Genomic DNA, 26338 nt, shown 5'->3' on the forward strand with positions numbered 1-26338 from the left:
TTCTCGCTGGATCGGGCAGAATTCCGGCGTTTTCGCCGCGTAGATTTCTGGGGCCAAGCATAAACTAACGAGGCAGGGATTCTCCTAGAAAAAGGCCGGCGGGTCTTTGGTACCCTGGGTGAGCGCCGGTTGTCGATGCCCACGGCGCTCGTCTTCGATGATCCTGTCTACCGCTGCCGTATCGTACCGAGGCGGGCCGAGACGTCTACGATGCCCACCTATTTTGCTGTGGTTCGCTGCCGCGGCGGGCTTGGCCTGCGGCAGCCCGGCGATGAACGAACCTCCAGAGAAAGCGTTCAGCGAATCCCCGAGGGAGCCGTCCAGCATCTCCGCCCGCGCCGCCGGCTCACCCTACGTGCGGGTGATCGGAACCGCCCAGGACGGCGGTTTGCCCCATGCCGCCTGCGCCTGCGATCGCTGTGACCGAGCGCGTCGAGAGCCGTCCTTCCGGCGCGCCGTCACCTCCTTGGCGATCGTGCTGCCGGCGAGCGAACGGGTGTTCCTGGTAGACGTGTCGCCGGATGTCCGGCGCCAGCTCGACGGTTTGATGGACGTGCGCAACGATCCACCGGACCGGGTGGACCGCGAGCCGGTCGATGGAGCGCTTCTGACCCACGCCCACATCGGTCACTACCTGGGCCTGGCCTTTTTCGGCTTCGAGGCGGTGCACGCCCGGGATCTGCCGGTGTACTGCACGCCGCGTATGGCCGGTTTCCTGTCGGGCCACGGGCCGTGGGATCAGCTAGTTCGAATGGGCAACCTGTCCCTCCAGGAGACGGCGCCGGGCACCTCCCGCGAGCTGGGCGATGGGGTGACGGTGACACCCTTCGCGGTACCTCACCGCGACGAGTATTCGGACACCGTCGCCTGGAAAATCACCGGGCCGAACCGGTCGCTCCTCTACATGCCGGACACGGAACCCTGGGGACGGTGGAGCGCGCCGGTGGAAGAGATCCTCGATCAGGTCGATGTGGCGCTGCTGGACGGCACCTTCTACTCGGCGGATGAACTGCCCGGCCGGACGGTGGACTCCATCGGTCATCCGCTGATCGTCGACTCGATGGAGCGTTTCGCCGGTAGGGCATCGCCGGAGATTCTTTTCACCCACCTCAATCATTCGAACCCGGCCTTGGAGCCGGAGAGCGCGGCCGCCCGGCGGGTCGCCGAGCGCGGCTTTGCCGTCGCCGGCGAAGGCCAGGAGTTCGAGCTGTAGGCGATCATCGCTGCGGCCCGGGCTCGCTGTGTTAGTTTGATTGCTGCGCTTTCTATTCTTCGTGCTGAGGAGTTCCCAGATGCGACGCCTGATTCTCACCTGCCTGCTCGTGGCCCTGACTTCCGCGGCCGCCGCCCCTGGAGCGGAACGCCCGTTCTTCACCTGCGCCGTGGTCAATATCGATGGGGTCGGTTTTGAGCGCCTCGCGGACCTCAAGCGGATCGATGGCGTGGCCTGGTGGACGGAAGCCGGTACGGAGTTGCTTTTGTGCGGCGGTGTGGAACTTCCGGCGACGGTTTCCGGCGTCGCCGAAGTGCGCCTTCGCCACGACGACGTCGAGGAGGATCGGTTGCGCCTGTTGCGCCGGGCCCACGATAAGGATTTCGGCGTTCCGGGGGTGCGGGTGCTGCTCCGCGCCGGGCGCTCGGCGGTCGTGGAGGTGGGCGACGGGGCAGATCTCTCAGCGCCCTGGCACGCCATGCACGCCGCGGTGGAAGGCTCACCGGGGCCCACTTCCGTCGGCGCGGCGCTGCTCCCCTTCGAGCGCAATCGGGTGCTGTTGCGCCAGGCGGCGAATCAAGAGTCCCGTGCTTTGGGATCGCCGGATCCCTCGGTCCAGCAGGTGCTCGCTGCCATCGACGGGCCGCGCTGGTTGACCACCGGGACGACCCTGGCGGGGTTCCACCGCCACACCCACGGTTCGGGCATCGCCGCCGCGCGGGACTGGCTCGTCGGGCAGTTCGAGGATGTTGGGCTAACCGTAGAGACACCCAGCTTCCAGGTGAGCGGCACGACGGTCCAGAACGTCATCGCGACCCTGCCGGGCACTGTGCGGCCGGACGATTGGTGGATTGTCGGCGGGCACTACGATGCACGCACGTCCTTCATCACGGATTCGGCGACGACGGCGCCGGGCGCCGAGGACAACGCCAGCGGCTGCTCCGGGGTGGTGGAATTGGCGCGGGTGTTTTCGCAGTACCCGACGGAGGAGACCGTTTTCTTCGCCTGCTATGCGGGTGAGGAGCAGGGCCTCCACGGCAGTGCCTCCCATGCCCTTTCGCTGGTCAATGGCGGCCATGCCTCGAAGATCCAGGGCATGCTCAACATGGACATGATTAGCTGGTCCAACGATGCCCAGATGGACATCATCCTCGGCTATCGGCCTGTTTCCCTGGGCCTCGCCCAGCAGGTCGAGGATCTGGCGGGCATCTACACCGGGTTGACCGTGTTCACCACCTCGGCCACCTGCTGTTCGGACCATGTGCCCTACATCGACCGGAATATGCCGGCGGTCGCCATTTACTCGAACGACTGGGGTGCCTATCCGCACTACCACGAGGCGACCGACACCGCCGATAACCTCAATCCGACCCAGGCCGTCGAAGTGATGAAGGTCTACAGCGCGTTGCTTGCCATCGAGGCGGGCGCCTCGACGACGGTGATCTTCGACGACGGCTTCGAGAGCGGCGACGTGACCCGCTGGAGTTCTTCTCAAGGCTGATTTGGCGAGAGCGACCCTTGAGCGAACCGACCCTCTACTTCCGTCAGCTCCTCGCCGGCCAACAGGTGGCCACCGCCCATCCGGCGGCCGGCCAGATGCGCAACTTCATGTACCTGATCGGCGATCCGGTGAAGCGCGAGGCGGTCATCGTCGATCCGGCGTGGGATGTCTCCGGCCTGCTGCGGCTGGCCGAGGCGGATGGCTATCGGGTCACCGGCGCGCTGGTCACTCACTATCACCCGGATCACGTCGGCGGCGACCTCTTCGGTTTGTCGGTGGAGGGCGTATCGGCGCTGCTCGAAGCCCAGGGAGTGCCGATCTGGGTGAACAAGCACGAGGCGGACGGGTTGAAGAAGGTCACCGGCGTGTCGGACTCGGACCTGCGCAAGGTGGACGACGGCGACACCCTGGCGCTGGGTGAGTTCGAGGTCCGCTTTCTCCACACCCCCGGACATACCCCCGGTAGCCAGTGCTTTTTGATCGGCGACCGCCTGGTGGCCGGCGATACCCTCTTCGTGCAGGGCTGCGGCCGGGTGGATCTCCCCGGTGGCGATCCGGACGCCATGTACCACACCCTGACCGGCAAGCTCGCCAAACTGCCGGCTTCGACGGTGCTGTTCCCAGGGCACCACTACGGCCCCACCCCCACGTCGACCCTGGCCGACGAACTGGAGCACAACCACTATCTGCGAGTGCCGAGCCTGGATGCCTGGCGGCGTCTGATGGGCCGCTAGGCCCATCTCCGACACCATTCCACCATCGCTACCGCTGAGGCGGAGCCGGCGTTGATCGAGCGGGTGGAACCGTACTGCGGAATGGAGATCACCTGCTGGACCATGTCTCGCGCTCCTGCCGACAGACCGGGTCCCTCGCGGCCGAAGAGCAGCACGCACTCGCGAGGGATCTCCGCCCGGTGTAGGGGGAGCGAGCCGGGTAGATTGTCGATGCCCAGCACCGCTAGGTTCTCGCCGGCCGCCCAGGTGGCGAAGGCCTCCAAGCTGGCGTGCTTTTCGACGTGCTGGTAGACCTCCGTCATCATCGCGCCGCGGCGGTTCCAGCGGCGCTTCCCGATGATGTGGACGGCCCGCGCCAGAAAGGCGTTGGCGTTGCGCACGACGGTGCCGATATTGGGGTCGTGCAGCCAGTTCTCGATCGCCACGTGGAAGGGGTGCCGGCGGGTGTCGAGATCCGCGACGATCGCCTCCACCCGCCAGTAGCGGTAGCGGTCCACCACGTTGCGCCGGTCGCCGTGCTCCAGTAGATCCGGGTCGAGGCGAGGATCCTCGGGCCAGGGTTTCGGATGGGGGGCCACGCCGACCTTGGGTTCGTCGGGCGGTGGGCTCTGGTCGTCGTTCATCGGAGGGCGAGCATATCGGCCGCGGCGATCTGCCCGGCGTCGAGTTGATCAGCCGATATACTTGAGGAGCTATGGAAAATGCTTCTTCTTTCTTGAAGTTTTCGGTTCTTCTACTGTGCGGTGCCCTGTTCGCAACCACCGCCCTCTCCGCCGGCGGACCGGCCAGCTTGGAACAGCAGCTCCTCGAAGCGGTCAACCAGGCCCGCTGGGACAACGGCCAGCTAGCGCCGCTCAAGGGCAACGCCGCCCTCGACACCGCCTCCGAAAATCACTCCCAGGCGATGGCGCAGCGCAATTTCTTCGGCCACTGCGATCTCGACACGGGCACCGACCACGGCGACCGGGCGACGGCCGCCGGCTACCCGTGGTCGAGCGTCGCCGAGAACATCGCCGCCGGCCAGGACACCATTGCCGACCTGATGAGCGACTGGCTCGCCAGCCCGGGCCACCGCAACAACATTCTCTCCACCTCGTACCGGGAGGTCGGCACGGGGTACTTCTTCCAGGCCGGAGACCTGGGCAATGTGCGCTTCGACCCGGACACGGACTGCGTTCAGGAGCAGATCGTCGGGCCTTTTGGCGGCTACTGGACCCAGGTTTTCGGCCGCACCTCGACCGGCTACCCGGTGGTGATCGATCGCGAGGCCGCCTCGACACCGGATCGCAACGTCGATCTTTACCTGTACGGCAACGGCTGGGCGACGCAGATGCGCATCCGCAACGAGAACGGTTCGTTCACCGCCTGGCAGGCGTTTTCGTCGAACGTCGCCTGGCCGCTCTCGAACGGTGGCGGCACGAAGACGGTGTTTGTGGAGATCCGCAACGGTGCCGGCACCGTGCGCTTCGCTAACGACAGCATCGAGTTGGCGGGCGGCGCGCCGATCTTCAGCGATGGGTTCGAGTCCGGCAATACTTCCGTCTGGACCACTTCTTTCCCTTAGCCGTTCGCCGGTATCTCCCGTAGGCGGTCGAGCACTGGACTTCGCGGCCGATCCTCGTCCGCGAAGCGCACCACCACCGCAACGTCGGCGCCATCCGAGAAGCTGTGGAGGAGCCAGGTTCGGACAAAGGCTTCGACCTCCATGCGGGCGGTTTCCCGGACCAGCGGAAGGTGGTCGCGGGCGCGCCGCTCGGCGAGTTCGGCGAAGCGGTTCTTCAGTTCGTCGAGGGCCGGCTGTTCGTCCCGCAAGAGGCTCGATTCCCGCACCCGGTACTCGATCTCCGACGGATTGACCGCCGGCCGATTGTTGTCGATGGCCGGGGCGAGAAGCTGCACGACGTGGCCCACCTGCTCGATCCGCCAGTCTCCTTCGAGGTCCACAAAGTAGGTGTACTCGACCGGTGCCGAAACCTCGACCACCACCTCCGGCAACTCCAACTCCCCCCAGAAGAGGGCAGCGCGGTCGCGCAGATCGAAGGTCTCCATCTGCTCCAGGGTGGCGATTTGCAGGCGCGAAGTGCCCTCCAGGGAGACCAGGTAGCCGCGAAAGGAGGTCTCCACGGTGCCCTGGCGGAAGGCGGCGGCCACGGAGCGCACGTCTTCCAGCAATTCTCGTCCGGCGTCCACGGTCTTGCCCGGAATCTCGAGAATCGAGCGCACGAAATAGAGCGTTCCGCCGGTCAGAATCGCCACGAATACCAGGACGACGAGCAGCCACACCAGGAAGCCGCGCGAGGGCGAGCGCCGCTCCGGAGGGTTCGGCGGAGGAGGGGTGGTGTTCACGGGATGATCGTAACCCACCGCTCGGTGGCGGATGTGCGGTCCGCGGGTGTTAGTGTCCCGGGCTATGACGCCGTCCGCCTTCACTCCTGCCCAACCCGGCGACGATCCGCTGCAGGCCTTTCGGCCGGTTCCCCGTACGGGGGTGATCTACGTCACCAACCAGGCCCAGGCTCACGGCTTCCGGGCGGGCGATCCGGAGTGGTGCAACCTGGGCCAGGGACAACCGGAGACCGGCGAGCTACCCGGCGCGCCGCCGCGGGTCGAGGCGGTACCGATCGACCCGCGGGATCGCGACTACGCGCCGGTCCCTGGACTTTGGGAGCTACGCGATGCGGTGGCGCAGCTCTACAACCGCCTGTATCGGCGCGGGCGGAAGTCGCAGTATGCGGCGGAAAACGTCGGCATCTCGGGCGGCGGTCGGGCGGCTCTCACCCGCACGGCGGCAGCCCTCGGGCGGGTCAACCTGGGCCATTTCTTGCCGGACTACACGGCCTACGAAGAGCTGCTTGACATCTTTCGGCGGGTGACGGCGATTCCCATTCTCTTGAGCCGCGAGCGGGCTTACGAGTTCTCGCCGCAGGATCTGCGTCGGGAAGTCTCTGGCCGCGGCCTGTCGGCGTTGCTGTTGTCGAACCCCTCCAACCCGATGGGAAAGGTGGTTTGCGGACCGGAGCTGGACCGCTGGGTGGCGGTGGGCCGGGAACTCGACTGCACCTTGCTACTCGACGAGTTCTATTCGCACTATGTGTGGCGTGACCACCCGGAAGAGCCGCTGCCGGTGGTGAGCGCCGCCCGCTATGTCGAGGACGTCGACCGCGATCCGGTGGTGATCTTCGACGGCTTGACCAAGAACTGGCGCTATCCCGGCTGGCGGGTGACCTGGGCTCTGGGGCCGCGGTCGGTGATCGAGGCGATGGAGAGCGCCGGCTCGTTCTTGGACGGCGGCGGTTCGTGCCCCCTGCAGCGCGCCGCCGTCGACCTCCTCGAACCGGACGTGGTGCTGGCCGAGACGGAGGCGATTCGGCGAGCCTTCCTGCCCAAGCGGGAACTGATGATTCGCCGGGTGCGCGAACTCGGCATGCGCCTCGACCGGGAGCCTGACGGCACCTTTTACGCCTTCGTCTCCCTCGATGCCTTGCCGGAGACCCTGTCCGACGGCCCGACCTTTTTCCAGGCGGCCCTCGGTCGGAAGGTGATCTGCGTTCCGGGGGTGTTCTTCGACATCAATCCGGGGCGGCGGCGCTCCCGCCGGGTGTCGCGCTTTCGCAATCACGTGCGGCTGTCCTTCGGTCCTCCGATCGACGAGATCGCCCGCGGCCTCGACCGCCTGGAAGAGCTGATTCGAGACGTCCGCTAGCCTGGCTCTGTCCCTTCGGCGAATCCTTGGTCGCACATTCTCCTTTCCACTAAACCTCTCGGCGTTGGGCCGGCACCTCTCCGGCAGAATGGCTCGCTTCGTGCCATCAAGCCTGCCTTCCTCACCGGCGACCCCAAGCGAGAGGCCGTAGGTCGTAAGAAGACGCAAGGCATCCGCGGGTTCTGTGACGAAGGCGTACTTTCAGTACGTCGAGGAGCAGATTCAGCGGATCACGCAGCAGATTCAGTGGCATACGGACTCGCAGTAGGTTGACGGTGAGAAGGGCAGGCTAGGAGCCCGGTCGTCGGGCCCACCTTCGCTGCGCTGCAAACGCGGCATCACCCTTGTGGAAAGGAGCCTCACCCCGATGAAGAAGACCCTCACGATTCTGCTCGCCGCCCTGTTGGCCTTCGGTCTCGCCCTGGCGACCTCCGCCGAGGAACCGGCCGCGCAGCTCCAGGACCTGGTCCAGGAAGAGACGCTCCAGAGCGAGCGGGTGGTCGATCTGGACACCCTCCTCGGCACTCAGCAGGCCGCGTCGGCGTTGCCCACGTCCACCCACTTCATGTGTATCGAAGGCATCCAGTGTGAAGAAGACTTCGAGTGTGGCGCCAACGGTTGTTGCCTGGGCCGCGAATGCCACTGTGACTAGCAGACTGCTGAAGGTGCGCTTCTCGCATCTTTGCAGCAGCACCGCTAGTTTGTTTTTTTGAGGGGGGCTAGGCGCCCCCTCGCCCTTGGGGTTCACCCCATCCTCGGCGCTTCCGGCGCCGCCTCGCCGGGGGCGCCTCGCCCTGGGGGCTCCGGGCCGTTCGCAGGGCCGGTGCTCAGATGGAGCCTTCCGCACGGAAGAGTGAAAGGCCCGAGATGAAAATCTCTGGCCTTTTCTCGTTTGCGTTGCGGATTCCGCCAGGTGGTTGTTTCTCCGCAAATCAGGGGTGATAGGTTGTTCCCACCGATGTTCTCCCCGACCTTCCCTCCGCCGCTTTCCGCGTGAGAATTCAGGATCCCGTACCCGGCCCGGAAGGGCTGCCGGCGATCGGCTGGTTGGAGCGAGTGGCGTTGCCGCTTTGGGGGATTCCCGGCATCCGCGCGAAGTCAGACACCGGAGCGCGGTCGAGCGCCATCGACGTGGCCAATCTGGTGGAGTTGCCCGGCGGGCGAGTGAGCTTCGAGGTGATCCTCGACCGCCGCACACCGGAGGACCACCGCGTGGTGGAGGCGTCCATCGTGCGCAAGGCGCGGGTGCGTTCCAGCAATGGTCAAGCCCACGACCGTTTGTTCGTGCGTACCGAGATGGAGATCGGCAGCCACCGGGTGGAGGTGGAGCTCGGCCTGGTGCGCCGACCGAAGTTGGTCTGCCGCATGCTCCTTGGGCGTCGCGCCTTGGAGGGACATTTCCTGGTCGATGCCGGCCGCAGCTATCTCATTTCAATGCGTCGGCCCCGGCGTCGGAGATCTCGATGAAGATTGGCATTCTCTCCCGTTCGCCGCAGAGCTATAGCACCCGCCGGCTGGTCCAGGCGGTGCGCCGTCGCAGGCACGAGGTGGTGCTCCTCGACGTGCTGCAGATGTCGATTTCGCTCGAAGAGGAGTCGCCGGATCTCTTCTACCGCGGCAAACCGCTGGCGGATTTGGATGCGGTGATCCCTCGCGTCGGCGCCTCGGTGACGTTCTACGGCACCGCCGTGGTCCGCCAGTTCGAGCAAATGCAGGTGTTCACGGCCAATCCCTCCATCGGCATCTCCAGCTCCCGCGACAAACTGCGCTCGCTGCAGAAACTGAGCCGCCACAAGATCGGAATCCCGGCCACCGAGTTCGTCAAACGCCGGCAGGACGTCCTGCCGGCCATCGAGCGGGTGGGCGGCGCGCCGGTGATCATCAAGCTGCTGGAAGGCACGCAAGGCATCGGCGTGATCCTCGCCGAGACGATCGACAGCGCCCAGGCGATCATCGAGACCCTGCAGAGCACCTCGCAAAACGTGTTGATCCAGAAGTTCGTAGCCGAGAGCCGGGGGCGCGACATCCGGGCGCTGGTGGTGGGCGATCGGGTGGTGGCGGCGATGCGCCGGCGGGCGGCGGGTGACGAATTTCGCTCCAATGTGCATCGTGGTGGATCGGCCATGGCGGTGGAACTCGACGACCAGTACGAGGCGACGGCGGTGCAGGCGGCCCAGATCCTGGGGCTGCGCATTGCCGGCGTGGACATGCTCGAAGGCGCCGAGGGACCGCAGGTGATGGAGGTCAATTCGTCGCCCGGGCTACAGGGCATCGAGGCTGCCTCGCAGATCGACGTCGCCGGGGCGATCGTCGAGTACGTTATCGATCAGGTGCGCTTTCCGGACGTGGATCTTCGCCAGCGGCTGATGCTGAGCCGGGGCTACGGGGTCGCCGAGGTGCCCATCCCGGAAGATTCGGAGCTCGTCGGCAAGACCCTGGCCGAAACCGGCTTGCGGGATCGCGACGTTTCGGTCCTGACCCTGCACCGGGAAAGCAAGGCGATCGCCAACCCCAGATCTTCCCGGGTGCTCGAAGTGGGCGATCGCCTGCTGTGCTTCGGCAAGCTCGACACCTTGCGCGGCCTGATGCCCGAGCATGCACCGCCGCGGTTGCGCCGGTTGCGCAAGGGCACCGTCGCGGCGGCGGAGCCAAGGAAAGCATGATGGGGAAAGCTGCCGCCGAGGCACTGGTGATCGCCGGAAGAAAGATCCCTCCGGGTCGCAGCCGCAGTCTTTCCGTTGCGGTCACCGAGAGCTACAGTGGCGGGAAAGTCGTTCTGCCGGTGCGGGTGGAGCGCGCTGTGCAGCCGGGACCGGTGGTGCTGGTGGTGGGTGCGGTCCACGGTGACGAGATCAACGGCACCGGCATCGTGCGGCGGTTGATTCTCCATCGGCCCTTCGAGCTGGCCGCCGGCTCCCTGGTGCTGGTGCCGGTGGTCAACATTCTCGGCTTCGAACGACTGTCCCGCTACCTGCCGGACCGTCGGGACCTGAACCGCTACTTCCCGGGTTCGAGGAGCGGTAGTTTGGCGAGCCGGTTCGCCCGCAAGGTGTTCGATCAGCTCATCGCGCCTTGCGACTTCTGCCTGGACTTCCACTCGGCGGCGGTGCGGCGAACCAACTTTCCGAACATCCGAGCCGACCTCTCCCAGCCGGCGGTACGGCGCCTGGCCCAAGCCGTCGGCTGGCCGGTGACGGTGGACACCAAAGGGCCGGCGGGTACGCTCCGCCGCGCCGCCTGCGCCGCCGACGTGCCGACGGTGACCCTGGAGGCCGGCGAGGTGTGGAAGATCGAACCGGGGATCGTGGAGCTCGGGGTGCGGGCGGTGCGCAACGTGCTGATCGACCTCGGCATGGTGGAGGGCGAGCCGGAGAAGCCCGCTTACCGGGCGGAGGCGGAGAAGACCGAGTGGTTGCGCTCCGATGAAGGCGGTATGTTGACCTTCCACACGGCGCCCGGCGATGTTCTTCGCAAGGGACAACCGGTGGCCGCCGTGACCAACCTGATCGGCGAGGAGAAATCCGTCATGGCGGCACCGAAGGGCGCGGTGGTGCTCGGCCTGACCACCCTGCCGGCGGTCAAGCCGGGCGATCCGGTGTGCCACCTGGCCTACCCGCGCGGCGGCATTGCCCGCATCCGCCGGGTCCTCAATCGGTTGCCGGAAGAGAGCCTGCACCAGCGGGTGCGGGATGACCTGGCGGCCAACGTCGCCGTCACCGAGCCGGAGGCCGGAGACTGGCAGGGTTCGCTGCGCAAAGTGAAGACCCGCAAGCGCAAGGCGCCGTCGAAGGGGAGAGCTCCTAGGACCAAGCCCGTGAAGGCGAAAGCCCCGGCGAAAAAGCCCTCGAAGACAAAGCCTTCGGCGACATAGCGACTCCGTCCTTCATGCGACCGAGACCGTGAAGTCGAGGCGGCGGCCTAGCCGCCGATGATCGGGGTGAGCCCGTGAGGGCGAGGAACGGACCGCGGGCGGGGCGCCAAGCTCCCCTGAAAACGAACAGCTAGCAGGAGCGCTGAGAGACTCGGCGAAGCCGATTCAGCGCCCTGCTAGCTCTACGAGCATGGCGGTGTACATCTCCAGGTTCAGGAGAAGCTGCTCGCGGGTCAGGAATTCATGTTCCGTGTGGCCGGTGTAGACCTCGCCGGGCATCGACGGCCCGAAATTGACGCCGTTTGGCATCAGCCGAGCGTGGGTGCCGCCGCCGATGGAGAGCGGCTGGGGGTTCTCCTGGCCGGTGAAGTGCTCGAAGACGGAAAGGAGGACCGGAACCTGTGGCGCGCCCTGCGGGTAGTAGGGCTCGCCGATCCGCATCTCCATCGCCACCGGAATCTTCCACTCCTCGCTCCAGGCGTTCACCGCGTCGCGGATCGCTCCCTCCACCTCTTCGTTGCTGCGCCCCGCCGGCCGCCGGATGTTGATGCCGGCGGTCAACAGACCTTCGTCGTTCGCTTCCAGGGTGGTGAGGGAAAGGGTGAGGGGTCCCATGAAGTCGTGCGCGTAGGCGAGGTCGCCGAACTTTTCTGCCTCGTCGCCCAGGCCCACCAGATCGTTGATCAGGCGCACCGTCCGGGTGGCCTGGGTTTCCTGCCACGGGATGTTGTCGAGGATTGCCGCCAGGTGGGTGATGGCATTTTTGCCGTTCCAGGGAGTGGAGGAGTGTGCCGCGACGCCCTTCGCGCGCAGGGTGAGCTTGTCGGTCTCGCCCTTCATCTCGATCTCGACGTCGGCGCCGGCGGCTTGACGGACGCGGAGGCGATCCCCCAGCACTCCGACTAGACCCGGCACCGGTCCAAGGATGACCGCTTCGGCGCGGCCGGGGATCTGCGACAGGAAGGCGCCACCGGTGATCGACTCGAGGCGCGGCCCCGCAGGGGTGGCTTCCTCACCGGGCGCGGCGACTTCCGGTTCCGGTGCGGCGGGGGTGAGGTGAATCGAGCCCCAGCCCTTTTCGGCCACCACCACCGGGTAGGAGGCATCGATCACCACGTTCAGGGCCGGCGGTTCCCAGCCGGCGAGGAACTCGCGATAGGGAGTCCAATCGCTCTCTTCGGTGTAGGAGACGATCAGCTCGATCCGCCGGTCGAGGGGGACGTCGAGATCCTTCAGGGTCTTCATGGCGTAGAGGGCGGTGGCGATGGGGCCTTTGTCGTCCTCGGTACCGCGGGCGATCAACTTGCCCGGGTCGCTCTCGGTGTCGAGGACGAAGGGGTCCTTGGCCCACTCGCCCGGATCCGCCGGCTGGACGTCGCCGTGGGTGACGATGCCCAGGCGCTTGGCCGGTCCCTTGCCCTTGCCAAGAGCGATGATCGCCACGGCGCCGTGGTCTTCGAATTCGAGGCCCAGTTCTTCTGCTTTGGCGGCGAGGTATTCGCTCATTCCGTGGACTTCGGGGTTGTCCGCGTTCTCGACGCCCTCCTCTTTGAAGGTGCGGAAGGTGACCAGCCGGCCGAGGGCTTCTTCCGTCGCCGCGCCGTAGGTGGCGCGAGCGTGCTCGGCGGCGGCGAGGGCCTCTCGGGACGGTGCGTCGGCGGCGGTGGTCCCGGAGACGAGAGCGGCCAGAAGGGCGAGAGCGGTGAGCGTTCGATATCGCATGGCTAGTTTGATCCTCGATGTTCGGCTGGGTTGTTGGAGCGAGTCGGGGGCCACGCAGAAGGTCCGGCGGCCGAGGCGGGAAGCCTGCAAGCTTCCTGCCTCGAAACGCAGTCTAGCGCTCAGCCGGTCGCTGTGTAAGGGCCATTGCTATGATGCGCCGCGCAATGGGAGGAGGGCCGATGGATCGGAACGAGGGCTGGAACATCGTGCGGGAATATGTTGCCGACCATGGTTTGCGTCGGCACATGCTGGCAGTGGAGGCGGTGATGCGCCTCTATGCGGAGCGCTTGGGGGGCGATCCGGAGGCATGGGGTCTGGCGGGGTTGCTGCACGATTTCGACTGGGAGGTTCACCCGACTCTGGAGTCTCATCCGGCAAACGGGGCGCCGATCTTGCGCGACCGCGGCTGCCCGGAGGAGGTGGTGCGTGCCATCCTGTCTCACAATACGGCCGGTACCGGGGTGGAGCGCACGATGCCGATGGAGTTTGCCCTGCTGGCGAGCGATGAGATCACCGGCTTGATCATTGCGGCGGTTTTGGTGAGGCCGCACAAGGATGTGCGTCAGCTCAGGCTCAAGTCGGTGAAGAAGTCTTGGAAGGAGAAGAGTTTTGCGGCCGGGGTGGACCGGGAGCATGTGCGGGCGGCGACGGAGGATTTCTCTCGCGAGTGCTACGACGGTGGGCTTGAACTCTGGGAGCACGTTGGAAATGTTCTTGCGGCCATGCAGGGGGCGGCTGAGATTCTGGAACTGGATGGTCGGGCGGCTGCCGGGTGACCCGACCGTCCCTTGGGGCCGGGCGACCCTGACCGGCTGTGCGCGGTGCTCGAACTCGCCGGGTCACCTGGGTGCCGTTTTAGATCTTCGCTCATCGCGCCGCGATTTTTCGCTTCGTCGTTCATCTCAGCTCAGACAAGTTGCGCTCCGTGCTCGCTCGGTCAGAGTCGCCCTCCGGTGAGAGCGACGGCCAGGGGATCCCATGGAGAAGCAGGCTTGGAGTTACGACCGAGTCCTTGTGGGCGAGGCGGCAGCAGAGCTGTCGAGGACGAGGGTGAAACCCGAACAATGACACTTTGTCGGGTTGAGGGGGGCGCCCAGCCCCCCTGAAACTACCCTGCCCACTCCATGGGTTTCGCGAGCATTGGCAGGGTGGTACTGCTTTGGTGTTCGAAGATCAGGTTGGTCTCCAGGTGGGCGACTTCGGGGCGGGTGGTGAAGGCGGAGAGGGCGAAGTCTCTCAGGGTGTTGGAGTCCTGGACGGCGACGTGCACCAGGAAGTCGTTGGCGCCGGCGAGGTGGTAGATGGCGATGACTTCCGGCAGGGTGAGGGCGTGGCGGCGGAAGCTGTCCACCCGGTCGCGGGAATGGCGGGTGAGGCGGATGGCGATCAAGGCCTGGATGCCGATGCCAAGGGCTTTCGGCGAGACTTCCGCGTGGTAGCCGGTGATGGCGCCGCCGCGTTCCAACCGCCGTACCCGTTCGAGGCAGGTGGAGGGCGCGAGGCCCACCTGAACTGCCAACTCCTTGTTGGTGATCCGTGCATTCTTCTGCAAAGCCGTCAGCAGGGCGTGGTCTGTTCGGTCGAGGGCGCGCATGGGATCGATATCCGAATTTTATTCGGTCAATAGCGTCTGAGTGCGAATCTGATTCTATTCTGGGTTCACCATGCGACGCAACGAACCATCTTACCCGTCTTCCATCGATACTCGTGCGGTCCACTCCGGGCGTGGTGACCTGGCCGAGCTGGGTGTACATGCTCCTCCTCTCGACTTCTCCACGACGAATCCGCTGATGGATCTCGGCGCCGGCACGTCGAGTCTCGATGCGATGGTGGCCGGCGGAGAGCCGCGGGGCAGCTCCGTGTACTCCCGCCTGCACAATCCGACGGTGGCTCGCTTCGAGGAGGCTCTGGCGACCCTTGAAGGCGCGGAGGTGGCGGTGGCCTTTGCTAGCGGCATGGCGGCGTTGACCGCCTGCCTGCTCGCCCACGTCGGTCCCGGTGGGCACGTGGTCGCTTGCCGTCCTCTCTACGGCGGCAGCGATCATCTGTTGACCAGCGGTCTGCTCGGTATCGAGGTCACCTGGACGACGCCGGACGAGGTACACGCGGCGGTGCGGCCGGACACCGCCATGGTACTGATCGAGACCCCCGCCAATCCCACCCTCGATCTGTGGGACATCGCCTCGCTGGTGGAGCAGGCGGGTCGCGTACCGGTGCTGGTGGACTCGACCTTCGCGACGCCGGTGCTACAGCAGCCGCTTTCCCACGGCGCCCGATGGGTTCTGCACAGCGGTACCAAATTCCTCGGCGGTCACGGCGACGTGCTGGCCGGGGTGGTGGCAACGGACCGCGAGGCCGCCGCGGCGCTGCGCCAGGTCCGGCTGGTGACCGGCGGCGTGCTCCACCCCCTCGCCGGCTATTTGCTACACCGCGGACTCCAGACCCTGCCGGTGCGGGTGCGCGCGGCGCAGGCCGGGGCCCAGGCGCTGGCCGAACGTCTGACGGCGGATCCGGCGGTGGCGCGGGTGTGGTTTCCTGGATTGGACGGGGCCGATCCTCAGGGTCTCCTGGGGCGCCAGTTGGCGGGTCCCGGTTGCGTGCTTTCCTTCGAGCTGTCCGGCGGCTACGAGGCGGCAAACCGCCTGGTGCAGGCGCTCCGCCTGATCACCCCGGCGGTGAGCCTCGGTTCGACGGACACTTTGATCCAGCATCCGGCGGCCCTCACCCACCGGGTGTTGTCCGACGAGGCGCGTGCCGAGGCCGGGATCCGCCCCGGCATGCTTCGCCTGTCGGTAGGGCTTGAAGCGGTGGACGACCTGTGGGCCGATCTCTCCGTTGGCCTGGCGGCGGTGCGCCGGAGAGCTCCGAGCATCGCCCGTCCCGTCGCTTGAGGTCGGCGGGCACAGCGGCGGAAGGGCATGGATTCCGCCCGCTCCTTTCGATAGCGTCGCCGCCATGCGCCGCTCGAAGCACCGTGTGCCCACTCCGTCGAACCCGTCGCCGGTTCGCAGCTATGAGATCGAGCTGCTGATGCGCCTGGCGCGGGCACTTCATACCTACGGCAGCCCGGCGCACATCCTGGAAGAGGCGCTGGAGCGGGTGGCGGAGAAGCTTGGCCAGACGGCGCAGTTCTTCGCCACGCCGACTTCGGTGTTCGCGGCCTTCGGCGTCGGTGCCGATCAACGCCTGGTGCTGGAGCGTTTGTCCCCCGGTCGTCTCAACCTGGAGAAGTTGTCTCAGCTCGACGAACTGCTCGACGGGCTGCTCCTCGATCGCGTGTCGCCGGGCTCGGCGGGGTCCCGCCTGCGGGCCATCGTCGAGGCGCCGCGGCGCTACGGGGAGTGGATTTCGACCCTCGCCTTCGGTGCCGCCTCCGGCGCCGCGGCGCGCTTCTTCGGCGGATCCTGGTGGGAGATGCTGGCCGCCGGGACGGTGGGGTTGGTGCTGGGAGCGATGGCCGTGCTGGCGGATCGCCATCCCACCACCGGCCGCCTCTACGACTTCGGCGCCGCGGCGTCGGCGTCGGCGCTGGCCGCTTGCGGGGCCATCTTCACCGGCCAGGTTTCCTTCTTTGTTGTGGTGTTGGCCGGCCTGATCGTCTTGCTGCCGGGCCTCACCCTGACCGTGGCGATGCGGGAACTCGCCACCGGCAATCTGGTGTCCGGCAGTTCGCGGCTGGCCGGCACGGTGGTGCTCTTCGTCACCATGGCCTTCGGCGTGGCGCTGGGCAACGGTGCCGTCGAGGCGGTCCTGGGAGCGGTGCCGACGGTGTTGCCGGCGCCGATGCCCTGGTGGTCCGATCCGCTGGCGTTGGTGATCTCGGCTCTGGGTTTGACGGTGATCTTTCGCGCCCGGCCCAGGGACTTTCCCTGGTTGCTGCTGGCCGGAGTGCTGGCGCTTTACAGCGGGCGCGAGGGAGCGCGGCTGTTCGGTCCGGAGCTGGGAGCGCTCCAGGCGGCGCTGGTGGTCGGCCTCGCCAGCAATCTGTTCGCCCGCCTCCGGCATCGCCCGGCCGGGGTGATGCAGCTTCCCGGATTGCTGATGTTGGTGCCCGGCTCGATCGGCTTCCGCGGCATGTCGATGTTGGTGGACCGCGACACCGTCGGCGGGATTCAGTCAGCTTTTTCGATGGTGCTGGTGGCGACGGCAATTGTCACCGGGCTGCTGCTGGCGAACGCGCTCCTGCCGCCCAAGAGGACCCTCTAGCGTCCCACGAGCTGCCGCTCGTCGCCGACTCGGCGAGTAACGCCGATGGAGTCCAGATGTTCGAGCAGCGGCAGGGCGGTCTTGCGGGAGAGGCCGTAGCGCTCTTTGAACTGCGGCACCGAGAAGCGCTCCCAGCCGCTGGCGACGAGATCTTGCCGCAGGTCGTTCAAGGCCGCGGCGGTGTGGATCATGCCGCCCGGTAGGCGCACAACGGTGCCCTCGTCGAGCAGGAAGCGGAGGGCCGTTTCGAACGGGGAATCCTCGGCTTCGAGAGCGCTCGCGACCAGCGCCGGATTCTCCGGCGCCGGACCCTTGCCGCGGTTCAAGAATTCCACCAGGGAGTCTGCCAGCGCTTTGGCGTCGCCTTCGAGGGTGACCTCACGGCCCGGCTGTAGAATCAAGCCGCCGGCGGCCGTCAACACCCCACGCTTGTCCAGGCGATCGAGCAGGAAGGCGGCCACCGTCGGCGCCACTCCCGGCAGAATCCGCTTCAGCGCCTCGGCCTTTGGCAGGCCGCGGGCCATCGGATCGCGGGCGAAATAGGTGTCGAGCACCCGCCGGGCGCGCTCTTCGGCCCGGTCGAGGCAGCCGGGATCGAGCCAGGCGCTTTCCCTGCCGCCGGTTCCCACCACCTCCAGCAAGCGGCCCTCCGCCGCCATTCCGCGCAGGTCCTCGGTGACGGCGACGGCCGGCTGGCCCAGGCGGCGCGCCAGGCGATCCGTTTCGATGCCGCGCTCGCGCTCGCCGGCGACCCAGGCGAGAAGGGCGTTTCGGTGGTTCCCGGCCAGCCCTTCGAGGGTCGCCAACATCTCGGCCCGGCGGCGCCGGCGCCACTGCGGGTCGAGGATCATGCCGCCGCCAAGGGTGGCGGCGGGGGAGGGGCGGCGGGCGATGAAGCGATCCCCCCGAATGGCGGCCACCGGCGCCGCCAGCCGCAGTTCCACGATACCGGCTTCACCCGGCTGCAAGGTCCGCGGTTCCAACGGTCGCATGCGGCCGACCACTTCCTGGGCATAGAGATGGATCCGTACCGGCATGGTGCCGTCGAGGGGGGCGGGCGCATCGGCCAGCAGGGTGAACCGGGCGACCAGGGAACGGGTGCTCTCGAAGGTCTCCGGAGTCGCGAGTTGGGTGCCCCGGGGGACCTTCTCCAGGCCGACGCCGGTGAGCTGTAGGGAGGTGCGTTCGCCGGCGACCGCTTCTTCCCGCCCTTCGCCGTGTACCTGGATCCCCCGGACCCGCGCCGAAAGGCCACCGGGCAGGGTCTCGAGGGTATCTCCCGGCTGGATGCGGCCGCTGGTCAGGGTGCCGGTGACTACCACTCCCAGGCCGGTGAGGAGGAAGGCGCGATCCACCGGCAGGCGGGCCGGTGCGTCCTCCGCCGGTGGCTCCACCGCGTGGCGCCGTCCGAGGAGGAGAATGGCCAGCCGTAGTTCCTCGACCCCGTCGCCGGTGAGGCTCGACACCCGGTGGACCGGCGCGCCGGCGAAGGGCGTCGATTCCAGCAGTTCTTCGACCTCCAGTTCCGCCAGTTCGAGGACATCTTCGCTCGCCAGGTCGGCTTTGGTCAGCACCACCAGGGCCGCCGGGATGCCGAGGAGGGAGCAGATCGCCACGTGCTCGCGGGTCTGCGGCATCACCCCCTCGTCGGCGGCGACCACCAGCAGCAGCAGGCGGATGCCGCCCATCCCCGCCAGCGCGTTGTGCAGGAACCGCTGATGCCCCGGCACGTCGACGAAACCGACCTGCAGGTCCCCCTCGCCCGGTCCTTGATCGCGCAGGTGGGCGAAGCCGAGGTCGATGGTGATGCCGCGCTCTTTCTCTTCCGCCCAGCGGTCGCAATCGATCCCCGTCAGGGCCTCGACCAGGCGGGTCTTGCCGTGGTCGACGTGGCCGGCGGTTCCTACGACGACGCGCCGCATCCTCACAGCCTCAGGGGGCCTCGACGCTGGCGCGGCAGCGAGCGACGAGGGTGGAGATTTCGCCCGCGCCGACGGTGGAGAGGTCGAGCCACAGGGCGCCGTCGTGCAGGCGACCGAAGATCGCCGGGTGGCCGGTGCGCAGGCGATGGGCGAGAGCCTTGAGATCGTAGCCTTCGGCGGACAGGCGAACCGCCCAGCTCGGCAGGTCGCGGGCGGGCAGCGAGCCGCTGCCGGCCCGGGCGACGCTGGGCGCGGCTTCGGCCCGCAGACCGATGAGATTCGAGAGTTCGCCGGCGAGGCTTCTGGCCCGCTCTTCGAGAACGGCCAGATCGGCCACGAGGCGCCGCAGCACGGGCAACTCCGCCAGGGCCGCCTGGTCGCCCGCCCGGAAGATGCGGAGGGTTTCCTCCAAGGCCGCATAGACCAGCCGTCCCGGCCGCAGAGCGCGAAACAGCGGGTGACGCCGGCAGCGCTCCACCGCTTCGCGCCGGCCGGCGATGATCCCCGCTTGCGGACCGCCGACGAGCTTGTCGCCGCTAAAGCACACCAGGTCCGCGCCGGCGGCGAGCGAGTGCTGGACCCGCGGTTCTCCGGCCAATGCCGCCCGCCGCGCCGGTTCCGCGCTGTGGACGGCGAGATCGATCAGGCTGCCGGATCCCAGGTCGTGAACCACCGGCACGCCGGCGTCGCGCCCGATGGCGGCGAGTTCCTCGATGTCCACTTCGCCGGTGAACCCTTCGACGCGGTAGTTGGAGGTATGCACCTTGAGCAGCAGACCGGTGTTGTCGCCGATCGCCCGGCGGTAGTCGTCGCCGTGGGTGCGGTTGGTGGTGCCCACGCCGGCGAGCATGGCACCGCTTTCTTCCATGATGTCCGGCACACGGTAGGAGCCGCCGATTTCGACCATCTCGCCGCGCGACAGCACCACGTCCCGGCCGCGGGCGAGGGCGGCGAGGATCAATAGGGTGGCACCGGCGTTGTTGTTGACGACGGTGGCCGCCTCGCAGCCGGTCAACTCCCGCAGGAGCCGGGCGCAGCCCTCGTCGCGGCCCCCTCGCTCGCCGGTGTCGGGATCGATCTCCAGGCGTTGGGCACGACCGGCGACGGCGGCCAGACGTTCCGCTGCGGCATCTGCCAGCGGGGCGCGGCCGAGGCCGGTGTGGAGGATCACGCCGGTGGCGTTGATCACCTCGCCATAGTAGCGGTGGGCCAGACGCAGCCCCAGGCGGTCCGCCAGTGCTTCCGGCCGCAGGTGGTCGGCCTCCAGGTCTGCCGCAGCTCGCAATTCCGTCAACAGGCTACGCAGCTCGGCCCGCACCGCGCCGCGCCCGTGGTCCGCCAACAGGCTTTCCAAAGCGGGTTCCGCCAGCAGGCGGTCGACGGAGGGGATGGCGCGCAGGAGGTCGGCTCGGGTCATGCTAGGCAGAGGTTACTGGAAGAGATTGGTGAGGATCTCCCAGCCGCCGACCACCGATCCGAGCATGCTGCCCAGGCCGGTCAGGATAAAGACCAGGAGGATGCGCAGCAACTTGTTGCCCCACCAGCGCTTGGGGCGCATGAAGTCGTCCCCCACGGACTGGAATTCCTTGACCTTTGGCGGCCGAAAGTAGGCCTGGACGAAGGCCACCACGTAGCCGGCGCCGATCACCGGCGTCAGGCTGGTGAGCGGCGCCGACAGGAAGGCCGAGGCGATGGCGAGGGGGTGCGCCAGGGCGAGGGCCGCGCCGATGGCGCTGGGGATGCCGTTGGCGAGAATCCAGTAGACGATGTTGTCGCCGGCGGCGGCGCCGCCCTGCTGGAATCCGATGTAGACGATAGCGCCGACGATCATCGCCGGTATGCCCCAGCCGATCCATTTCCAGATCGGAGAGATCGGCGGGATCACCTCCAGCTCTTCCAGATCCGCCTCGGCCGTGGCTTGCAGTACTTCGACCATGCCCGCCACATGGCCGGCGCCGACCACCGCCACCAGCTTGTCGCCGGGGGTGTCGCGGATCTTCTCGGCCAGGTAGACGTCGCGCTCGTCGATCAGCACCTCTTTCAGGGCCGGCATCGCCTGGCCCAGCTCCGCCATCATCTCGTTGAGAACGTCCTTCTGGCGGATCTCGCGGAGCTGCTCCTCGGAGATCTCCATGTCGTCCAGCAGGCCGGTGACGATGGAGGCCATCAGCCACAGTTTCTTGAAAAAGCCCACCCGGCGCCAAGCCCGCCGCAGGGTGATCCGGATGTCGCGGTCGCACAGGGCGACCGGAATGCCCAAGGCTTGGGCGGTCTTCGCCGCGGCCAGCAGCTCGCTACCCGGGGTGACCCCGATCTGGCCGCCGAGTTTCTTCTGGTAGGCCCCGAGCAGCAGATTGACCAGCAGGGTGCTGAGCTGCTTGTTGCGGATGACCTCTTTGATGTCTAGGTTTTCCCAGCGTGTTTCCTGGGAGAGGGACTCGAAACGCCGTTCGTCCAGTTCCACGCACACCCGGTCCGGCCGTTCGTCTTCGATCACCTGGTGGACCAGGTCGGCAGACTCCTGAGAGATATGCGCGGTTCCGATCAGGATGATCTGGCGGCCGTCCGATGCGAGGCGATGGACGTCCTGGGAGGGTTCTTCGGTGGCTTGGTCTTCGGTCATGGGGCAGGCTCCGGGTCGCCGCGGATCCTAGCAGGGTGTGAGGTCGGACTGGACACCGTGGTAACCTCCCTCTCGCCATATGTACGCTACGCAAGATCTTGCCCGCCACTGAGTGATCCACGACTCCCGTGCGAGTCGTCCGATCGCTCCGGAGCCGTGCCGCGACATCATCCCGGCAGTCCGCTCCGCCATTCTTTCGCGACCTTCTAGCGTCGCCTGAGGGAGTTTCTTGATCCCCTGGGCGCAGGAATATCGCCGGAATCTCCCTTGGGGAATCCGGGGCAAGAGATGATTGTGTAGGAGAGATGGAACATGGGCGCAGAGAATCTAGGCTGGGACTCCACATGGGCTGAGGCCTTGGCGCAACACGGCGAGGCCGGGATGGACTTCGGCCGGATCTTGACGGAAAGCAACGGGATCTATCGTCTGTGGACTCCCTCCGGAGAGCGTTGGGGCGAAATCGCCGGCAGGTTTCGCCACCGCATCGAGCGCCGCGAGGAACGGCCGTCCGTGGGCGATTGGGTGGTCCTGCGGGGCGACGGCGCCGGCCCGGCGCTGATCCAGGCGGTTTTGCCGCGGCGCAACCGGGTGGCTCGGCGGGCGCCCGGCGACAAGACCGAGAACCAGGTGGTGGGGGCCAATCTCGATGCGGTGCTGATCGTGACCTCCCTCAACGGCGACCTGAACGAGCGCCGGCTGGAGCGCTATCTGCAGCTCGTGTGGAACGGCGGTTGCCGGCCGGTGGTGGTGTTGTCGAAGGCCGACCTGGTGGCGGATCCGCAGCCGATGGTCCAGCGCGTCGAGGACATCGCACCGGGCGTGCCGGTCCACGTGGTGAGCGTGCTCGAAGACCGCGGCCTGGAAGCGATCCGCGGATATCTCGGCGCCGGTCGCACGGTGGCACTCCTCGGTTCTTCTGGAGTTGGGAAGTCCACGCTGATCAACGCCTTGACGGACGGGGCGCGGCAGGCGGTGCGGGAGATCCGCGAAAGTGACGGTCGCGGCCGCCACACCACCACCCGGCGGCAACTGCTGGCGGCGCGCGACGGCGGCTGGCTACTCGACACGCCGGGGATGCGCGAGATCGGGATGCTGGCGCCGGACGAGGCGGCGGGTAAGGACGCCGTTCCGGAGGACGTATTCGAGGACATAGAGCGCCTGGCGGAAGAGTGCCGTTTTCGGGACTGCGCCCATCAGGGGGAGCCGGGCTGCGCCGTGGCCGCTGCCCTCGCCAGCGAAGAACTTGACCACGATCGTCTGCGTAGTTACGAAAAGCTGCAACGCGAGGCGACCTTCCAGCGATTGCGCGAGGAGGGCCGCGGTGCGCTGGCCGAAAAACAGAAGTGGCTGGCCCACCGCATCAAGGAGGCGAAAGCGACCAAGGGGAATCGCCACAAACGATAGGTGGAATGCCAGGTTTCGAGCCCATCCAGACCGTTCTCCGGCGCTGGCATAGAGGAAGGTCCCGGGCCGAATCGTACAATGGCGGAGGGCATGTATTCCTCACGACAAGTCATGTCCCATGGACAACGGAAGCGAACAGGAGAAGCGATGAACCATCTGAAGGCTGGAATTCACAAGGCGCTGATCGTGCTGGCCCTTGCCGCGCTCGCCGTCAGCGTGCCGGTGCTGGCGGACCATCACGCCGGCGCGAGCGAAGTCGAGCGGATCGAGAAGGGCAATCTGGTGATCGAGGGAATTCCGGAGATTCCGGAAGAACTGACGGATCGTCTGCGGCGCTACCAGAACACCCGTTCCGCGGGCCTCCAGGGCTGGCATCCGGACGGCAAGGGGATCTTGGTCTCCACCCGTTTCGGCGAGACCAGCCAGATCCACTGGGTCCGGGAGCCCGGAGGGGCACGGCGCCAACTCACATTCTTCGACGAGCCGGTGGGCGGCGCCTCCCTGAGTTCCGACGCCGAAGTCAACGGCTTCCTGTTCCAGAAGGACGTCGGTGGTTCGGAGTTCTTCCAGCTCTTCTTCTTCGATCTGGCGACCGGCGACTACCGCATGCTGTCCGACGGCAAGTCGCGCAATGGCGGTGCGGTGTGGTCCGACGATGGCCAGCGCTACGCCTACTTCACCACCCGCCGCAACGGCACCGACTGGGACATCTATCTCGGAGACATCACCGACGGCACGTCGCAGGCGGTGCTCGAAGAGGGCAAGACCTGGGCTCCGATTGAGTTCTCGCCGAATGGCGACAAGCTCCTGGTGATCCGCTTGGTCTCCGCCAACGAGTCCTACCCCCACATGCTGGACCTCGCCTCGGGCAAGCTGACGGAGCTGAATCCGAGCGATGAGAGGGTGGCCTACGGCGGTGCGACCTTCTCGAAGGACGGCAAGGGCATCTACTTCTCGACGGACCTCGACGCTGAGTTCGAACAGCTCCGCTATTACGACATTGAAAGCGGCGAGAGCAAGGTACTGACCGGCGATATTCCGTGGGATGTCGGCAGCATCAACCTGTCCGCCGACGGTGAGCTTTTGGCCTTCACCGTCAACGAGGGCGGCATTTCGCGCCTGCACGTTCGCAGGACGGAAGATTTCTCGCCGGTCGAGATTCCCGCCCTGCCGACCGGCCAGGTGGTCGGTCTGGAGTTCAACCCCGCGGGCGATAAGCTGGGCTTCATCGTCAGTTCGCCGCAGACGCCCGGCGACGTCTACTCGATTGACTTCGAGAACAACGCTCTGGAGCGCTGGACCTACTCGGAAGTCGGCGGGCTCGACACTGAGACCTTCACCAGCCCGGAGCTGGTCGAATTCCCGACCTTTGACGAGGTGGGCGGCGAGCCGCGCATGATCCCCGCTTTCTACTACCGGCCGAAGGGCCCCGGCCCGCATCCGGTGCTGATCCAAATCCACGGCGGTCCGGAGGGCCAGGCGCGGCCCTTCTTCAACTCCTCCGTGCCGTTCCTGATGGAGGAGTTGGGCATCGCCGTGGTGGTGCCCAACGTGCGCGGCTCCTCGGGTTACGGCAAGAGCTATCTGCTGCTCGACAACGGCTTCAAGCGCGAGGACTCCGTCAAGGACATCGGCGCTCTGCTCGACTGGATCGAGGCACAGCCGGAACTCGACGCTTCACGCATGGCGGTGATGGGCGGCAGCTACGGCGGCTATATGGTGCTTGCCTCGATGGTGCACTACAACGACCGGCTGCGCGCTGGCATCGACATCGTCGGCATCAGCAACTTCGTCACCTTCCTGAAGAACACCCAGGACTACCGGCGGGACCTGCGCCGGGTCGAGTACGGCGACGAGCGCGACCAGGAGATGCACGACTTCCTGCAGAAGATCTCGCCCAACAACCAGGCGGACAAAATCACCAAGCCGATGTTCATCGTGCAGGGCTTGAATGATCCCCGCGTACCGGTGACCGAGAGTGAGCAGATGGTGGAGGAGATCCGCAAGAACGGTGGCGACGTCTGGTACCTGCTGGCGAAGGACGAAGGCCACGGCTTCCGCAAGAAGGGCAACCGCGACTACTACGCCAGCGCGACGGTGCTGTTCCTGCAGCAGCACCTCCTCGGCGAAGGCGGCGAGGAATCGGGTGCGATGGACAAAGCCGCCCGCTAGCCACCACCCCGACGGGCGGAGCGATTCCGGCTCCGTCCGTTCCTTCTCGAGATGACCGCCACTCTCACCCAGCGCCAAGCCCGTCGCCTGGCGCTGCTGAGAGCCGGTCTGATCAAGCCCTCATGGAGCGGCATGCCCGCCCGCGGCGCCCGCTACGGTCGGGCCGCGGCGCTGAAAGTGATCCGGCGATTCGGCTATCTACAGCTCGATACGGTTTCGATCGCCGGCGCCCGCAGTCATGTGCTGGTGCTGCTCTCGCGGCTCACCGGCTTCGATCCGGCGCTCGGAGAGCGGCTGCTCGAACCCGGCGAGCCGCTGTTCGAGTACTGGGGTCACGAGGCGAGCTGGCTGCCGCTGGAGCTGTACCCGGCCTTCGAGTTTCGCCGTCGCGAGTGTGCGAGGCATCCCTGGTGGGGAGACTTGATCGGCAAGCACCAGGACGTCGCCGACGGGCTGATCGCGCGTATTGCCGCGGAAGGCCCCCTGCGCTCGGCGGATTTCGAGGAGGGCGGCCGGCGCAAGGGCGATCGTGCCGGCTGGTGGAACCTCAAGGTCGCCGCCAAGGTGGCTACGGCGCTGTGGTCCTGCGGCCGCCTGGCGATCCGTCGCCGGAGCGCTTTTCAGCGCCACTACGATCTCGCCGAGCGGGTCATTCCCGAGGAGCTGCGAGGCCGGCCGCTGGGCCGGGAGGACGCTCTGCCGATCTTGTTGGAACGTGCCCTTGCCGGCCACGGTTGGGCTACCACCGGCACCTTGGCCGCGACCTGGCGGCTCAAGAGTCTTCGGCCCGCCATCGATTCGGCCCTGCGTCGGTTGACGGACGAGGGGCGGATCCTTCCCTGCCGATTGCTGGTGGGGCGGAGCAAGGCAGACGCCATCGGTTGGGTCCGGCCGCAGGATCTGGAGTTCGCCGATCGGTTGGGTGACCTCCGTCCGAGGCGCGGCCGTGGTGTCTTGCTGTCGCCCTTCGATCCGGTGTTGTGGGATCGCGGGCGGGTGCAGACGCTGTTCGGTTTCGAGCAGCTCTTGGAGATCTTCAAACCGGCGCCGCAACGGCGCTGGGGATACTTCTGCCTGCCCGTTCTGGCCGGTGACTCGTTGATCGGGCGGGTGGATCTCAAGGCCGAGAACGCCGCCGGGCGGCTGCGGGTGCTCTCACGGCATTTCGAGCGATCGAAGCCGACGGCCGCGGACCGTTCGGCCATGGACTCCGCTCTAGAACGACACGGTGAGGCTCTGTCGCTGGCCGTGGCCGATGACTGAACCC

22 protein-coding genes are annotated in these 26338 nt (G+C 67.0%); 15 read left to right on the top strand and 7 right to left on the bottom strand.

Annotation, left to right across the window (positions count from 1 at the left end; genetic code table 11):
• Positions 1-271 precede the first annotated feature (271 nt).
• From AAF481_11375 to AAF481_11385, 3 genes are all read left to right on the top strand, one after another.
• A complete protein-coding gene (locus AAF481_11375) occupies positions 272-1213 on the top strand; it encodes an MBL fold metallo-hydrolase (GenBank protein ID MEM7481765.1) in 942 nt (313 codons plus the stop codon).
• 79 nt (positions 1214-1292) lie between these two features.
• On the top strand, positions 1293-2714 hold the full coding sequence (locus AAF481_11380; protein ID MEM7481766.1) for a M28 family peptidase: 1422 nt from the start codon (positions 1293-1295) through the stop codon (positions 2712-2714).
• Between the two features lie 17 nt (positions 2715-2731).
• Positions 2732-3448: an MBL fold metallo-hydrolase gene (locus AAF481_11385; protein ID MEM7481767.1), complete on the top strand. Its 717-nt coding sequence runs from the start codon at positions 2732-2734 to the stop codon at positions 3446-3448.
• On the opposite strand, the gene AAF481_11390 is transcribed toward AAF481_11385, so the two are convergent.
• Positions 3445-4071, bottom strand: a complete 627-nt coding sequence (locus tag AAF481_11390) for a TrmH family RNA methyltransferase (protein ID MEM7481768.1) — start codon at positions 4069-4071, stop codon at positions 3445-3447. The genes AAF481_11385 and AAF481_11390 overlap by 4 nt on opposite strands.
• Positions 4072-4163: 92 nt before the next feature.
• Between AAF481_11390 and AAF481_11395 the strand changes: the two genes are divergently transcribed.
• On the top strand, positions 4164-5012 hold the full coding sequence (locus tag AAF481_11395) for a CAP domain-containing protein (protein ID MEM7481769.1): 849 nt from the start codon (positions 4164-4166) through the stop codon (positions 5010-5012).
• On the opposite strand, the gene AAF481_11400 is transcribed toward AAF481_11395, so the two are convergent.
• Positions 5009-5794, bottom strand: a complete 786-nt coding sequence (locus tag AAF481_11400; protein ID MEM7481770.1) for a hypothetical protein — start codon at positions 5792-5794, stop codon at positions 5009-5011. The genes AAF481_11395 and AAF481_11400 overlap by 4 nt on opposite strands.
• Positions 5795-5858: 64 nt before the next feature.
• Here AAF481_11400 and AAF481_11405 point away from each other — a divergent pair, with 64 nt between their 5' ends.
• The 5 genes from AAF481_11405 (at position 5859) to AAF481_11425 (ending at position 11022) form a co-directional block, all read left to right on the top strand.
• Positions 5859-7151, top strand: coding sequence for a pyridoxal phosphate-dependent aminotransferase (locus AAF481_11405; GenBank protein MEM7481771.1), 1293 nt, complete (start codon positions 5859-5861; stop codon positions 7149-7151).
• 367 nt (positions 7152-7518) lie between these two features.
• Positions 7519-7803: a hypothetical protein gene (locus AAF481_11410; protein MEM7481772.1), complete on the top strand. Its 285-nt coding sequence runs from the start codon at positions 7519-7521 to the stop codon at positions 7801-7803.
• A gap of 341 nt (positions 7804-8144) precedes the next feature.
• A complete protein-coding gene (locus AAF481_11415; protein ID MEM7481773.1) occupies positions 8145-8618 on the top strand; it encodes a RimK/LysX family protein in 474 nt (157 codons plus the stop codon).
• The gene (locus AAF481_11420; GenBank protein MEM7481774.1) at positions 8615-9814 is read left to right on the top strand and encodes a RimK family alpha-L-glutamate ligase; all 1200 of its coding nucleotides are present in this window, start codon (positions 8615-8617) and stop codon (positions 9812-9814) included. The genes AAF481_11415 and AAF481_11420 overlap by 4 nt, the downstream gene beginning before the upstream one ends.
• Positions 9814-11022: a succinylglutamate desuccinylase/aspartoacylase family protein gene (locus tag AAF481_11425; GenBank protein MEM7481775.1), complete on the top strand. Its 1209-nt coding sequence runs from the start codon at positions 9814-9816 to the stop codon at positions 11020-11022. Before AAF481_11420 ends, AAF481_11425 begins: the two co-directional genes overlap by 1 nt.
• 165 nt (positions 11023-11187) lie before the next feature.
• Here the strand turns inward: AAF481_11425 and AAF481_11430 are convergent, their stop codons facing one another.
• Positions 11188-12744, bottom strand: a complete 1557-nt coding sequence (locus tag AAF481_11430; GenBank protein MEM7481776.1) for a dipeptidase — start codon at positions 12742-12744, stop codon at positions 11188-11190.
• 179 nt (positions 12745-12923) lie between these two features.
• Between AAF481_11430 and AAF481_11435 the strand changes: the two genes are divergently transcribed.
• The gene (locus AAF481_11435; protein MEM7481777.1) at positions 12924-13520 is read left to right on the top strand and encodes an HD domain-containing protein; all 597 of its coding nucleotides are present in this window, start codon (positions 12924-12926) and stop codon (positions 13518-13520) included.
• 332 nt (positions 13521-13852) lie between these two features.
• On the opposite strand, the gene AAF481_11440 is transcribed toward AAF481_11435, so the two are convergent.
• On the bottom strand, positions 13853-14338 hold the full coding sequence (locus tag AAF481_11440) for an Lrp/AsnC family transcriptional regulator (GenBank protein ID MEM7481778.1): 486 nt from the start codon (positions 14336-14338) through the stop codon (positions 13853-13855).
• Positions 14339-14408: 70 nt separating this feature from the next.
• On the opposite strand from AAF481_11440, the gene AAF481_11445 reads away from it, so the two are divergent.
• Complete coding sequence (locus AAF481_11445) at positions 14409-15635, top strand: aminotransferase class I/II-fold pyridoxal phosphate-dependent enzyme (protein ID MEM7481779.1); 1227 nt, start codon at positions 14409-14411, stop codon at positions 15633-15635.
• A 64-nt stretch (positions 15636-15699) separates the two neighbouring features.
• Complete coding sequence (locus tag AAF481_11450; protein MEM7481780.1) at positions 15700-16950, top strand: threonine/serine exporter family protein; 1251 nt, start codon at positions 15700-15702, stop codon at positions 16948-16950.
• On the opposite strand, the gene selB is transcribed toward AAF481_11450, so the two are convergent.
• From selB to AAF481_11465, 3 genes are read right to left on the bottom strand one after another with little or no spacing between them, the layout of a single operon-like run.
• Positions 16947-18872 carry a selenocysteine-specific translation elongation factor gene (gene selB, locus AAF481_11455; GenBank protein ID MEM7481781.1) on the bottom strand — a complete coding sequence of 642 codons (1926 nt, stop codon included), beginning with the start codon at positions 18870-18872 and terminating at the stop codon, positions 16947-16949. The genes AAF481_11450 and selB overlap by 4 nt on opposite strands.
• Before the next feature lie 10 nt (positions 18873-18882).
• Positions 18883-20289 carry an L-seryl-tRNA(Sec) selenium transferase gene (selA, locus tag AAF481_11460; protein MEM7481782.1) on the bottom strand — a complete coding sequence of 469 codons (1407 nt, stop codon included), beginning with the start codon at positions 20287-20289 and terminating at the stop codon, positions 18883-18885.
• A 12-nt stretch (positions 20290-20301) separates the two neighbouring features.
• Entirely contained in the window at positions 20302-21495 is a 1194-nt protein-coding gene (locus tag AAF481_11465; protein MEM7481783.1) for a TraB/GumN family protein, read from the bottom strand.
• Between the two features lie 312 nt (positions 21496-21807).
• Here AAF481_11465 and rsgA point away from each other — a divergent pair, with 312 nt between their 5' ends.
• The 3 genes from rsgA to AAF481_11480 all read left to right on the top strand — a co-directional run bounded on the left by rsgA (position 21808) and on the right by AAF481_11480 (position 26334).
• A complete protein-coding gene (gene rsgA / locus AAF481_11470) occupies positions 21808-22899 on the top strand; it encodes a ribosome small subunit-dependent GTPase A (GenBank protein MEM7481784.1) in 1092 nt (363 codons plus the stop codon).
• Between the two features lie 147 nt (positions 22900-23046).
• Positions 23047-25071, top strand: a complete 2025-nt coding sequence (locus tag AAF481_11475; GenBank protein ID MEM7481785.1) for a S9 family peptidase — start codon at positions 23047-23049, stop codon at positions 25069-25071.
• Between the two features lie 51 nt (positions 25072-25122).
• Complete coding sequence (locus AAF481_11480; GenBank protein MEM7481786.1) at positions 25123-26334, top strand: crosslink repair DNA glycosylase YcaQ family protein; 1212 nt, start codon at positions 25123-25125, stop codon at positions 26332-26334.
• Positions 26335-26338: the final 4 nt, after the last annotated feature.

Source organism: Acidobacteriota bacterium, from assembly GCA_039030395.1.
Lineage (GTDB): Bacteria > Acidobacteriota > Thermoanaerobaculia > Multivoradales > JBCCEF01 > JBCCEF01.